This window comes from Nonomuraea sp. NPDC059194 (assembly GCF_042754765.1).
In the GTDB taxonomy this organism is placed as follows: domain Bacteria; phylum Actinomycetota; class Actinomycetes; order Streptosporangiales; family Streptosporangiaceae; genus Nonomuraea.
In genome coordinates this window covers 34,699-47,151 of sequence record NZ_JBHZBH010000020.1, presented here as the reverse complement: position 1 = coordinate 47,151, position 12,453 = coordinate 34,699, and the positions used below count along the sequence as shown (strand labels likewise).

At 70.7% G+C, this 12,453-nt stretch carries 14 protein-coding genes; 11 read left to right on the top strand and 3 right to left on the bottom strand.

Annotated features, from left to right (window positions below; genetic code table 11):
• Positions 1–32 precede the first annotated feature (32 nt).
• Complete coding sequence (locus tag ACFXJ8_RS23885) at positions 33–683, top strand: DUF998 domain-containing protein (protein WP_379646147.1); 651 nt, start codon at positions 33–35, stop codon at positions 681–683.
• Between the two features lie 33 nt (positions 684–716).
• Entirely contained in the window at positions 717–1,076 is a 360-nt protein-coding gene (locus ACFXJ8_RS23880; protein ID WP_379646146.1) for a DUF1801 domain-containing protein, read from the top strand.
• A gap of 205 nt (positions 1,077–1,281) precedes the next feature.
• On the opposite strand, the gene ACFXJ8_RS23875 is transcribed toward ACFXJ8_RS23880, so the two are convergent.
• Positions 1,282–1,761, bottom strand: a complete 480-nt coding sequence (locus ACFXJ8_RS23875) for a hypothetical protein (protein WP_379646145.1) — start codon at positions 1,759–1,761, stop codon at positions 1,282–1,284.
• Between the two features lie 176 nt (positions 1,762–1,937).
• Between ACFXJ8_RS23875 and ACFXJ8_RS23870 the strand changes: the two genes are divergently transcribed.
• A complete protein-coding gene (locus ACFXJ8_RS23870; protein WP_379646144.1) occupies positions 1,938–2,132 on the top strand; it encodes a hypothetical protein in 195 nt (64 codons plus the stop codon).
• A 39-nt stretch (positions 2,133–2,171) separates the two neighbouring features.
• Here ACFXJ8_RS23870 and ACFXJ8_RS23865 read toward each other — a convergent pair whose 3' ends face one another.
• On the bottom strand, positions 2,172–2,558 hold the full coding sequence (locus ACFXJ8_RS23865) for a VOC family protein (RefSeq protein ID WP_379646259.1): 387 nt from the start codon (positions 2,556–2,558) through the stop codon (positions 2,172–2,174).
• 241 nt (positions 2,559–2,799) lie between these two features.
• Positions 2,800–3,429 (bottom strand): TetR/AcrR family transcriptional regulator, encoded by a 630-nt coding sequence (locus ACFXJ8_RS23860; RefSeq protein WP_379646143.1) that lies wholly within the window; start codon positions 3,427–3,429, stop codon positions 2,800–2,802.
• 128 nt (positions 3,430–3,557) lie between these two features.
• Between ACFXJ8_RS23860 and ACFXJ8_RS23855 the strand changes: the two genes are divergently transcribed.
• From ACFXJ8_RS23855 to ACFXJ8_RS23820, 8 genes are read left to right on the top strand one after another with little or no spacing between them, the layout of a single operon-like run.
• Entirely contained in the window at positions 3,558–4,742 is a 1,185-nt protein-coding gene (locus ACFXJ8_RS23855) for an enoyl-CoA hydratase/isomerase family protein (protein ID WP_379646142.1), read from the top strand.
• Complete coding sequence (locus ACFXJ8_RS23850; protein WP_379646141.1) at positions 4,739–6,931, top strand: AMP-binding protein; 2,193 nt, start codon at positions 4,739–4,741, stop codon at positions 6,929–6,931. The genes ACFXJ8_RS23855 and ACFXJ8_RS23850 overlap by 4 nt, the downstream gene beginning before the upstream one ends.
• Positions 6,928–8,082 carry a substrate-binding domain-containing protein gene (locus ACFXJ8_RS23845; protein ID WP_379646140.1) on the top strand — a complete coding sequence of 385 codons (1,155 nt, stop codon included), beginning with the start codon at positions 6,928–6,930 and terminating at the stop codon, positions 8,080–8,082. The genes ACFXJ8_RS23850 and ACFXJ8_RS23845 overlap by 4 nt, the downstream gene beginning before the upstream one ends.
• Positions 8,083–8,087: 5 nt before the next feature.
• The gene (locus tag ACFXJ8_RS23840) at positions 8,088–8,831 is read left to right on the top strand and encodes an ABC transporter ATP-binding protein (RefSeq protein WP_379646139.1); all 744 of its coding nucleotides are present in this window, start codon (positions 8,088–8,090) and stop codon (positions 8,829–8,831) included.
• A 2-nt stretch (positions 8,832–8,833) separates the two neighbouring features.
• On the top strand, positions 8,834–9,529 hold the full coding sequence (locus ACFXJ8_RS23835) for an ABC transporter ATP-binding protein (RefSeq protein ID WP_379646258.1): 696 nt from the start codon (positions 8,834–8,836) through the stop codon (positions 9,527–9,529).
• Entirely contained in the window at positions 9,529–10,395 is an 867-nt protein-coding gene (locus ACFXJ8_RS23830) for a branched-chain amino acid ABC transporter permease (protein ID WP_379646138.1), read from the top strand. Before ACFXJ8_RS23835 ends, ACFXJ8_RS23830 begins: the two co-directional genes overlap by 1 nt.
• Positions 10,392–11,402, top strand: a complete 1,011-nt coding sequence (locus ACFXJ8_RS23825) for a branched-chain amino acid ABC transporter permease (RefSeq protein WP_379646137.1) — start codon at positions 10,392–10,394, stop codon at positions 11,400–11,402. The genes ACFXJ8_RS23830 and ACFXJ8_RS23825 overlap by 4 nt, the downstream gene beginning before the upstream one ends.
• Positions 11,399–12,433, top strand: a complete 1,035-nt coding sequence (locus tag ACFXJ8_RS23820; RefSeq protein ID WP_379646136.1) for a 3-oxoacyl-ACP synthase — start codon at positions 11,399–11,401, stop codon at positions 12,431–12,433. Before ACFXJ8_RS23825 ends, ACFXJ8_RS23820 begins: the two co-directional genes overlap by 4 nt.
• The last annotated feature ends 20 nt before the right edge of the window (positions 12,434–12,453 follow it).

The window sequence follows — 12,453 nt, the reverse complement described above, 5'->3', positions numbered from 1 at the left end:
GCGTAGGCACAACCACGAAGGGAACCGGGAACATGACCACCACCACCATCACCCGTAGCTCCGCCTCCACCCGCACGCTGCTGGCCGCCGCGGCGGCCGCCATGCCCGTCTGGACCGTGGTCGCCCTGACTCAGGCGTTCACCCGCGAGGGCTTCGACCTGGTCCGCCACCCCTTCAGCCAGCTCGCCACCGGCTCGCTCGGGTGGATCCAGATCACCAACTTCCTGATCGTCGGCTCGTTGCTCATCGCCGGTTCCTTCGGTTTCGGCAGGGCCCTGTACGGCAAGCCCGGCGGCACCTGGGTGCCGCGCCTGACCCGGGTCGTCGGCATAGGAATGATCGGAGCGGGCGTCTTCGTCATGGATCCCGGCGACGGCTTCCCCGTGGGCACGCCGGCCGGGCCGCCGGCGGCGATGAGCTGGCACAGCATCATGCACATGGTGGCCGGGTCGGTGACGTTCATCGCCTTGGCCGCGGCCTGCTTCGTCCTCGGCCGCTACTTCACCCGCTCCGGTGAGCGCGGCATGGCCGTCGTCTCCCGCCTGGCCGGTGTGGCCGTGATCGTGGGTGACGGCTGGGCGATCACCGGCGGGTACGCCGCCTCGGTGACGCTCGCCACCGGGGTCATGATCGCGATGGGCTGGATCTCCCTGGTCGCCGCCCGCCTCCGCACGTCCGCCTGAACCTCCACTACCAGCCCGCCTAAGGAGCCAGAAATGACCAAGCCCGCCACTGTCACCGAGTACGCCGCCGCCCTCGACCAGCCCCTGCGCGAGATCGCCGAAAAGCTGCAGACCATCGTCGACGCCGCGCTGCCTCAGCCGGGCGCGGTCTGGCAGGGGCACCCGGTCTGGAGTCTCGGACCGGCCCCGGGCAAGACCCCGGTGGCCTACTTCAAGGCCTACTCCTCTTACGTGACGTTCGGTCTGTGGAGGGGCCAGGAGATCTCCGACTCCTCCGGCCGCCTGGAGCCGGCCGCCCGGCAGATGGCCGCCGTCAAGCTCCGCACTCCGGCCGACATCGACCCCGACCTGTTCGCCACGTGGCTGCGCCTGGCCCATGACCTGGAAAGCTGACCGCGACCCCCGAACCCCGCCCCGGAAGCGTCCGAGGCGGGGTTCCGCTTGGGCGTTACTCCGTGCCCGCCCGCGTGTAGCCGTACAAAGGAACGGGCTGCTGGGGCGCGCCCCGGAGTGGCCGAGCCAGGCGGCCGGGCCACCAGCTCCACCGCCCGAGAAGGATCACGGCCGCGGGCGGGATGGTCTCCACGTCGGCTCGGGCCTATTCGCACATCCAGCAGTAGATCGTCTGATCTTCCACCTGCGCTCGCCGGGCGAGATCTCTCAGCTCTGCGATCAGCGTCGTCAGGTAGTCGTCGTCTGGCGGTGGGAAGAACTCCTGCTTCCATCGTTCGGCCAGCTCGGCGAATCGGTCTTCGGAAACGTCGGCCAGTGTGTCGCGTACGTCGGCGGGGAGCTCCTCAATGCAGGGCCCCTCCATATACGGCGAGTCTTCCGGTAGCGCTTCCCACTCCTCAGGACTCTTGGGGGCGCCCTCCGGTGGTGGATAGAGGGTGACCGTCCGCATGAGATCCAGGTCGTGAGGAACATCCCTGATGAGGGCGATGAGCTGTCCGAGAATGACCTGGGGATCAACCCCCTTGGCGTCCACGGCGTCGAAAGTAGCCCCGGGAACGGCGCGGCCCTTGTCCGGATCGACCATGGCAGCCTGTCGGTCAGCTGCCCGGTAGTAGTCGTACAAGACTCCCAACTGAGCCTCCGGCCGTGGTCACCCGATCTGCTGCGTCGGGCGACAGACTACGGGACTCGCACGTGTGTGCGAAAGAGGGTTGCTGAGTGAACTCCACCGAGCCGCCTCCTGCCTGATCGTCCCCCGGCGGGTTCTTCCCATGGGGCAGCACTATCGACGGTGATGCCATGGGCTGGATGACGGTGGGGGAGCCCGAGGAGTGGTCTGTCGTGGTCATTCCCCGCCACTTCGACGAGGAGTCGCCGATACCGGAGACCATGACCGAATGGCTGGTGGGGTGGGCCTCCGGCACGCGGTTCGACGGCAGTGGGTTCTCTGAAGGGGTCGAAGACCATCCCCTGATCTGTGAACCGTGGGAGTAGGGCGGTGGGCCGCGCGCGAGAACGGCCCCAGGCCGGGGGTCAGCGCGGGTCGCGGCGCAAGGGGTGGTCGGGCGGGACCTGCACCAGGACGATGCGATGGCCGTCGGGATCCGCGATCCACAGCTCGGTGAGACCCCACGGCTCCAGGCGGGCCTCGCGCAGCATGGTGACGCCCGCCGCGCGAAGGCGCTCCTCCTCGCGTGCCACGTCGCGCACCTGAAGCCAGAGGGACATCGCCGGGCCGGCCTCGCCGTCGGAGTGTCCGGAGAGCTCCAGGAATCCCTGACCCAGGAAGAAGACCGTTCCTGGCTGGCCGACCGGGCCGAACTCGCGATAGACCGCCAAGCCGAGCGTCTCGGCGTAGAAGCGCCGGCTGCGCGCCAGGTCGCGTGGACGCAGCAGCACGCGGCTGCTCAACACCTCCATGTCGCCCCTGTTCCCCCGCACAGCGGAGAGGACACACGGATCCGATAACCAGGCGACCGCGGGCGGCGCTGAAGCCTGTGGGGCGCGAAACCCCGATCCACGGGTTCCGGGCTCGAGTACGGCGAGGACACGCGGATCCGGCAACCAGGCCTTCGCGGGCGGCGCTGAAGCCTGTGGGGTGCGAAACCCGATCCACGGGCTCGAGTATGGCGAGGAGGTGGCGGCGGCTTGGCGTCGAGCGTCAAGCCGGCGAGGTGCCGAGGCCACGCTTGATGAAGGCGTACATCTCCTCGAAGACCGCGTCAGGCACCTGGCGCGGCGCCGGCCCGTCCCAGAGGATCCAGCGCATGCCGATCAGCTCGCCGACGCCCATCAACGCCCAGGCCACGACCTCGGGATCGGCGCTGACGATGTCGCCGGCGTCCATCGCCTGGCGCAGCCCCGCGATGTAGCCTTCGGCGATCTTGGCGTAGTGCTCGTGCATGGCCTGCGGGGAGACGAACTCGGCCTGCCTGATGATGCGGTAGAGCGCCGGATGCTCCGCGGTGAACCGGAAGAACGCCGCGAAACCGAGGCGCTCGCTTTCCGCGCGGGACGAGGCCTGGGCGGCGGCCTCCTGCATGGCGTGCCGCACGCGGCGGTTGAGGTCGGCGACGAGCTCGTCGAAGATCTGCTGCTTGCTCTCGAAGTAGATGTAGAACGTCCCCTGGGAGACCGACGCCGCCTCGGTGATCTTGACGATCGACGCGTCGTAGTAGCCCAGGTCGGAGAAGACCTGCTCGGCGGCGTCGAGGAGCTTGCGGCGGGTGCGCTCGCCCCGCTTGGACAGCGGTGTGCCGCGGGTGCTGGTGAAGGTCTCGACGGCAGTCATCCTGCGTTCCTCCTCTCCTCCGCAACTGACGATAACAGATGAATCACCTCTCATTTCTATCTTGACCGGGGTCGCGCGGTCGCCTACTTTCCATGTGAATCAGGTCTCATGTTGGAAGGGATGGGCCGGTGCTGGTCAAGCTGGAGGACGACGGCGAGGTGGCCACCATCGTGCTGAACCGTCCCGAGCGGCACAACAGCCTCGTCCCCGACCTGCTCGAAGACTTCCTCGAGGCCGTCGCGAGGGTGAAGGCCGCGGCGGTGGTGCTGGCCGCCGAAGGCCGGTCGTTCTCCACGGGAGGCGACCTGCGCGCCTTCGCCGACCTGGCCGCCCGTGCCGACGACCCCCGGGTCCCCGTCACCAGCGACCCCCGGCTCGCCGTCACCAGCGACCCCCGGCTCGCCAGCACCGGCTACACTCTGGCCGCCCGTGGCGACGGCTCCCTGATCGCCGTCAATGGGGACTCTCGGCGAGCCGTCATCGGCGACTCACTGGGAGCCGTCACCGGCGACCCGCTGATCGCCGGTGACCGGGAGCGCGGCCGTACCGGCGAGGGGAACGAAGCGCTGGCGGGCTACGCGCACCGCATCGTCGGGCTGCTCAACCAGGCCATCCTCGCGCTGCTCCGGCTCGACGTCCCTGTGGTCGCGGCGGTCCATGGCCCTGTGACGGGCGGCGCTCTCGGGCTCGTGCTCGCCTGCGACGTCGTGCTCGTCTCGCCCGAGGCCACCTTCCAGCCCTGGTACACGACGGTCGGCTTCGGCCCCGACGGCGGCTGGACGGCCATGCTGCCCCAGCGGATCGGAACGGCGCGGGCGGCGGCGATCCAGGTGCTCGACGAGCCGATCGACGCGGCCACCGCCGTCGCGTGGGGGCTGGCGCACCGGATCGAGCCCGACGTACGGCAGGCCGCCAGGCGGACGGCGGAGAGGGCGGCACGCAAGCGGGCGGTGGGCGTCACCAAACGGCTGATCAACGGCGACCTCGATGAGGTGGCCGCCCGCCTCGAGGCGGAGCGCGTGGCCTTCGTCCGCCAGATCGTCACGTCCGAGGCCGCGGAAGGCATGGCCGCCTTCCGCGCCACCCGAGACCGGTCGCCCACCCGGAGGCGAGCAGCCAGCGACGCACCCCCGGCCAACCGTAGAACGGCCAGCGCCCGAGCGGCCAGCGCCCGAGCGGCCAACGATCGAGCGGCCAACGATCGAGCGGCCAGCGCCCGCGCGGCCAGCGACCCGCCCCTCACCCCTACCGATCAGGAGACCTCCGTGCCAGCGTTCTCCCCACGTCAGGACACCCATGGAGGCGCACGGTGAGGGTGCCCGACCTGCTCGAATCCCGCGCGGCGCTGAGCCCCGACGCCGTTGCCCTGGTCGACACGTTCAGCGGCCGCGAGTTCACCTACGCCCAGGCCCACGACCGCGCCGGCCGTACGGCATGGCGGCTCAGGGAGGAGCTCGGCGTGCGGCCCGGCGACCGCGTGGCCGTGCTGTCGGGCAACCGCGTGGAGGTGATCGAGACGCTGGTCGCGTGCGGCCGGATCGGCGCGCTGATGGTGCCGCTGAACTGGCGGCTGGCAGCGCACGAGCTGGCCGGGATCACGGCGGACTGCGCGCCCGCCGTCCTGCTCGCCGACGACGCCCACCGCACGATGGCCGAGCGGCTGGGCGGCAAGGTCGGGGGGATCGGGGAGCTGGGCGCGGGGCACGTGGACGGCCGGGGCTTCCGTGACGAGCACGATGCCTGGTACCTGCTCTACACCTCGGGCACCACCGGACGGCCCAAGGGAGTGATCAACACGTTCGGGATGGCCGTCGTCAACCATCTCAACATCGGCACCGCGATCGGCCTGACCGCCGCCGACACCACGCTGAACGCGCTGCCGACCTTCCACACCGGTGGCATCAACCTGTACACGCTGCCCACGCTGCTGGCCGGTGGAACGGCGGTGATCCAGCACGAGTTCGACCCTGGGCAGGTGCTCGAACTGCTCGCGACCAGGGCGACCGCGTTCTTCGGGGTGCCGACGATGTACCAGCTGCTGCGCGACCACCCCGCGTTCGCCGCGACCGACCTGTCGCGGATGCGCTCGTGGGCGTGCGGCGGCTCGCCGATGCCGGTGCCGCTGCTCACGGAGCTGGCCTCCCGGGGCATCCGCGTACGGCAGGGCATGGGCATGACGGAGACCGGCCCCACGGTGTTCCTCATCGACGAGGCGAACGCGCTGGCCAAGGCCGGTTCTGTGGGCAGGCCGCAGCCGTTCGTCGAGGTGATGCTGGACGGCGGCGGCGAGGAGGGCGAGCTGCTGATCAGGGGGCCGGGCGTGACGCCCGGGTACTGGAACGCGGTGGCGGACCCGTTCGCCGAGGACGGCTGGCTCAGGTCGGGCGACATCGCCCGCAGGGACGCCGACGGCGACTACACGATCGTCGACCGGGTCAAGGACATGTACATCTCCGGAGGGGAGAACGTCTACCCCGCCGAGGTCGAGCACGTCCTCCACGCTCATCCCGCGGTCGCGGAGGCGGCCGTGATCGGGGTGCCGGACGAGCGATGGGGCGAGGTCGGCAAGGCGGTCGTCGTGCCGCGCGGCCCGGCCGACCCTGGGGAGATCAGGGCGTTCTGCAGGGAACGGCTGGCCGCCTACAAGGTGCCCAAGCACGTCGAGTTCGTGGCGGAGCTGCCGAGGAACGCCAGCGGCAAGATCCTCAAGAACCGGCTGCGCCCGGTGACCTGGACCGAGGTGTTCACCGTCACCCAGGAGGACTTCACCGCGTTCGCGGAGCTGAGCGGGGACGACAACCCGATCCACGTCGATCCCGGGTACGCGGCGACCACCGCGTTCGGGGGGACGGTCGCGCACGGGATGTTCATCTACGCGCTGGTCCGCACCGCCGTACGGAGACATCGTCCCGGTGCGGCCTTCGCCGCGACCTCGCTGATGTTCCCCGCGCCCACGCCCGCGGGGGAGCGGCTGACCGTGGCGGCGAGCGTGCTCGGCGAGGAGATCACCGCGACCGTCACCAGGAGCGACGGGACGACCGTCTGCGCCTGCACCGCCACGATGGAGTCCGGCGCATGGGAGCCCGCACCTGCCCAGGAGACGGCCGTGACGGGGAGCGGGTGGTGGGCCGAAGCGGTCGGCAGGCGCGCGTCGCTCCATCGGACCTTCACCGAGGACGACCTCACGGCCTACGCCAGGCTCACCGGTGACGATCCAGGTCAGAGCGTGCCGGAGGCGCTGGTCGCCGGCCTGTTCTCCACGCTGCTCGGCACCGAGCTGCCGGGCAACGGAACCATGTATCTCAAGCAGGAGATGACCTTCCCGCACTCCGCCATGCCCGGCGAGGCCGTCGGCGCGGAGGTGACCATCCGCGCGGTCCGTCCCGACAAAGCCCTGGTCAACCTGCACACGGTCGCGTCCGTCGGCGGGCGCGTGGTGTGCGAGGGCGAGGCGCTCGTGATGGCACGCCAGTACGCCCCCCACCAAGGAGAGGCATCATGAAGAAGCTCGCGATCGCCGCTGTGCTGGCGCTCTCGGTATCCGCCTGCGCGGCGACGGACCAGGCGGCAGGAGGCGGCGACTCGGTCAAGGTCGGCGTGCTGACCTCCACCAGCGGCCTGGTCGCCGGGTACGGCAAGCAGTTCACCGAGGGCTTCAAGGCCGGGCTCGCCTACGCCACCAAGGGCACGAACACGGCGGGCGGCAAGAAGCTCGAGGTCACCTACCACGACGACGCCAGCGACCCTGCGAAGGCCACCGCCACGGCCACCGACCTCATCGGCAAGGGCTACAAGGTCCTCACCGGTACCGTCTCCTCCGGCGTCGCCATGCAGGTGGCGCCGCTGGCCGCGCAGAACAAGATCCTCTACGTCAGCGGCGCCGCCGCCACCGACGCGATCACCGGCATCAACGACTACACCTTCCGCTCCGGCCGCCAGACCTGGCAGGACGTGCAGACCGCGCAGTCGTTCGTCGGCGGCGTGCAGGGCAAGACGGTCATGGTCTTCGCCCAGGACTACGCCTTCGGGCAGGCGAACGTCGCCGCGGTGCAGGCCGTCCTCGGCAAGGCGGGCGGGGCCACGGTGACTCCCGTGCTCGTGCCGCTGAAGACCACCGACGTCACCCCGTTCGCCAGGCAGATCGTGGACGCCAAGCCCGACCTGCTGTTCGTGGCGTGGGCCGGCGAGACCGCGGCCACCATGTGGCAGACACTGGCGCAGCAGAAGGTGTTCGACGCGACCAAGGTGGTGACGGGCCTGGCGGACCGGGCCACCTTCGACACCTTCGGGCCCGCCGCCGAGCAGATCAACTTCCTGTCGCACTACTTCGCCGAGGCCACCGACAACGAGGCTGCCAAGGCGCTGGCCAAGGAGCTCGGGACCACGCCGGACATCTTCCACGCCGACGGCTTCACCGCCGCGCAGATGGTCGTGCGGGCGGTGGAGCAGGGCGGTGACGACGTCGGCAAGATGGTCACCGGGCTGGAGGGCTGGACGTTCACGCAGCCCAAGGGGGAGGCGACCGTACGGGCCGAGGACCACGCGCTGCTGCAGCCGATGTTCCAGGCCAAGCTGTCCGGCGGCAAGCCGCAGCTCGTCGGCACCCTCACCCCGGACAAGGTGACCCCGCCGGTCGCCGCCACCACATCGTGAACCCCGTGCTCGAAACGCGGGGTCTCGGGGTGGCCATCGGCGGCGTGCGGATCCTGCGCGACGTCACCCTCCAGGTACGGCCCGGCGAAATCATCGCGGTCCTCGGCCCCAACGGCGCGGGCAAGACGACCCTGTTCAACCTCCTCACCGGCCTCAGGAAACCGACGGAGGGCCACATCCTGCTCGACGGTCACGACGTGACCAGGACGCCCGTCTGGCAGCGGGCGCGCAAGGGCCTGGCCCGCAGTTTCCAGGTCACGAGCCTGTTCCCGTCGCTGACCGTCCTGGAGAACGTCAGGCTGGCCGCCCAGTCCCACGCGGGAGGCAGCCTCGCCCTCTGGCGGCGCGTCACGGAAGGCGACACCGCGCGGGCCGAGGCCAGGCGGGCGCTCGACCTGGTCGGCATCGGGGACAGGGCAGACGACCTGGCCGCCGACCTCTCGCACGGCGGCAAGCGCAAGCTGGAGGTCGCCCTGGCGATCGTGGGCAGGCCCCTGGTGCTGCTGCTCGACGAGCCCACCGCGGGGATGAGCGCGGAGGACGTCCCCGAGGTCACCGAGGTCATCCGCAAGGTCCGCGACACGCTCGGCACCACGATCGTGCTGGTCGAGCACCGCATGGACGTCGCCGTCGGCCTCGCCGACCGGATGGCCGTCATGCACCACGGCACCCTGCTGGCCTGCGACACGCCTGAGCGCGTGATGGCCGACCAGGAGGTCCAGTACGCCTACCTCGGGGAGGCGCTGTGACGATGCTCGCCGTACGGGAGCTGGACGTCCATCTCGGCGAGTCGCACGTCCTGCAGGGCGTCTCGTTCGAGGTCAGGGAGGGCGGCGTGACGGCGCTGCTCGGCCGCAACGGGGTCGGCAAGACCACCACCCTGCGCGGCCTGCTCGGCCTCGCGCCGAGGCGCGGCTCGATCGTCCTCGACGGCGCGGAGATCTCCACGATGCCCACCCACGAGGTGGTACGGCGCGGCGTGGGCTACGTGCCGGAGAACCGCGAGGTGTTCGCGAGCCTCACCGTGCGAGAGAACCTCCGCCTGGCCGAACGGCAGGGCTCGGCACACCACTACGACCTGGTCTACGAGCTGTTCCCGCGCCTGAAGGAACGCGGGAGCCAGCGGGCGGGCACCATGTCGGGAGGCGAGCAGCAGATGCTCGCCCTGGCCAGGGCGCTGCTCAACGACAACCGTGTGCTGCTGGTCGACGAGCCGAGCCAGGGGCTGGCCCCGCACCTGGTCACCGACGTGGCCGACGCCCTGGCGAGGGTGGCGGAACTGGTCACGGTCGTGCTGGTCGAGCAGAACCTCTCGCTCGTGCGCCGCCTGGCCCGCGACGCCGTCGTGCTCGACCAGGGCCGCGTCGTCTGGACCGGCGACGCGGGAGAGCTGCTCGGCGACTCCGCCAGAACCCGCGACTACCTGGGCGTGGGGGTGGCCCGCTGATGTCGACGTTCGTGCTCCTCACCATCACCGGGCTCGGCCTGGCCGCGCTGTACTTCCTCGTCGCCTCGGGCCTGTCCCTGATCTACGGCCTGATGGACGTGCTCAACTTCGCCCACGGCGCCTTCCTCACGCTCGGCGGCTACGCGGCCTACCTGGTCGTCCAGGCCACGGGCAGCTTCACTCTCGGGGTGGGCGCGGCCATCGTGGGCTGCGCCGCGCTGGCCGCCCTGATGGAGACGACGCTGCTGCGCAGGCTGTACGGCTCGCACGTGCCGCAGGTGCTGCTCACCGTGGGGCTCCTGCTGGCGGTGACCGCACTGGTCAGGCAGGTGTTCGGGTCCGATCCGCTGAAACTGGCCACGCCCGCCTGGATGAACGAGGTGACCGAGATCCTCGGCGCGCCCATCCCCAACAACCGCTTCCTGCTGATCCTCGTGGCCGTCGCGGTCTACGCGGGCATGTCGGCCTTCCTGGCCAGGACCCGGTACGGCCTGATCATCAGGGCCGGCGTGGAGAACAGGCCCATGGTCACCGCGCTCGGCATCGACGTGCGCCGCGCCTTCACGCTGGTCTTCGCCATCGGCGGGGCGCTGGCGGCGCTGGCGGGCGCCCTCACCGGCGCGGTCAACAACGTGGTCTCGCCCGAGCAGGGCACCAGCCTGCTGATCTTCGCGTTCATCGTGGTCATCATCGGCGGGCTCGGCTCGTTCAAGGGCTCGGCGGTCGCCGCCGTCCTGGTCGGGCTGCTCCAGCAGTACGCGAACTTCTACGGCCTGGTCGGCGCGGGCGATCTCATCGTGGTGATGCTGCTGGCCGCCGTCCTGCTCATCCGCCCCCAGGGCCTGCTCGGAAGGGCGACCGCGTGAACCTGTCCAGCTTGCGGGTCAGAGTCGGGCCCGTCGCCGAACCCCGCGCGTCGTGGCTCGTTCCGGTGGCGCTCGTTCTGGCGGCGGCGATGCCGTACCTGAATCTGCGGATTCCCCTGCTGTTCGACGGGGCGTTCAGCAGCCCCGGCGTGCTGCACCTGATGTCGCTGATGTGCGTGATGGCGGCGGTGGCCGTCACCTACGACCTGCTGTTCGGGTTCACCGGGCTGCTGTCGTTCGGGCACGGGCTCTACGTGGCGGCGGGGATGTACACCACGGCCGTCGCCCTCGCCGGGCAGGGCTTCGCCGCCGCGATCGGCTGGACCCTGGTCGTCGGCGTCGTGCTGCCGCTCGCGCTCGGCGCGATCTGCCTGCGAGTGAGCGGGATCGCCTTCGCCATGGCCACGCTCGCCTTCGCCCAGGCCGGAGCCATCTTCGTGGTGCGCGACCCGTTCCGCGTCACCGGCGGGGAACTCGGCCTCGCGCTGGCCTACGAGCGGCTGCCCGACTGGCTGGTCGGCGTCGTCAACGCCCCCTACCGCTACTGGATGGCGCTCGGACTGCTGGTGATCACCGTCGCCGCCGTGCGGTGGGCGCTGGCCTCGCGTCCCGGCAGGGTGTGGCGGGCGATCAGGGACAACGAGACCCGCACCGCCGTGCTCGGCCTGCGGCCCTACGCCTTCAAGCTGATGGCCTTCACGCTCTCGTCGTTCCTGGCGACGCTGGCTGGGATGGTCTACGCGCTGGTGGCCGGTGGGGCGCACGCCGAGGTCACCGACTCGACCTTCACCCTCGGGCTGCTGGTCATGGTGGTGCTCGGCGGATCCGGCAGGCCGTACGGCGCGCTGCTCGGCGGGCTGGTCTACACCTACCTCAGCCACCGCCTCGGCGAGCTGTCCACGGTGATCGGCGAGCCGCTGCTGGTGCTCGGCACGCTGTTCGTCGTGCTCGTGCTGTTCCTGCCCGGCGGGCTGGCGTCCCTGACGAGAAAGAAAGGCCGGGCGTGACGATCCACATCGCATGCACCGCGAGCTACCTGCCCGAACGCTGGATGACGGCGGCGGAGATCTCGGCGGCGAGCGGGGTACCCGAGCAGGTGGTCGTCGAGCGGTTCGGTCTGCGCGGCAAGCACGTCGCTGCGCCGGGCGAGCACGTCAGCGACATGGCCGCCGAGGTCGGCGCGCGGGTGCTCGCCGAGACGGGCACCGACCCCGCGGACGTCGACGCGGTCGTCTACTTCGGCTCGACCTGGAAGGACCACGCCGTCTGGCACGCGGCTCCGCGCATCACCCACCTGCTCGGCACGCGCCGCGCCTTCGCCCTGGAGCTCGACTACGTCTCGTGCGGCACGCCCGTCGCCCTTCGCGTCTGCCGCGACCTGATGCTGGCCGAGCCGGGGCTGCGCAGGGTGCTGGCGGTGGCCGCCTGCAGGGAGTCGCACCTGCTCGACTATGGCAACCTGCGCTCCCGGTTCGCGTTCACCTTTGGCGACGGCGCCGCCGCCATGCTGCTCAGCAGGGACGGCGGGCCCGCCGAGGTGCTGGAAAGCGACATGGTCACCGACGGCTCCTTCTCCCACCAGGTACGGGTGCCCGCGGGCGGAAGCGTCGAGCCCGCCAGCCACGACACGGTCAGGCACGGCCGCCACCTGCTCGACGTGGCCGACCCCGTCACGATGAAGGAGGGACTCGACAGGGTGTCGCTGCCCAACTTCCTGCGCGTGGCGGAGGGCGCGCTCAAGCGCTCCGGTCTCGGCCTCGGCGACGTCTCCCAGCTGTGCGTGCTGCACCTGAAGCGCTCCATGCACGAGGGACTGCTCGCCGCCCTCGGCATCCCCGCCGAGCGGGCGCTCTACCTCGACGACACCGGCCACATGAGCGGGGTGGACCCGCTGCTCTCCCTCGACAGGGTCGCCAGGGCGGGCCGTCTGTCACCTGGTGACGTGGTCCTGATGCTGGCCGCCGGCACCGGCTACACCTGGGCGGCCTCCGCGATCCGCTGGGTCGGGTCACCGATGCCTCGACTTGACCTCAAGTAGACTTGAGGTCCTAGCGTCGG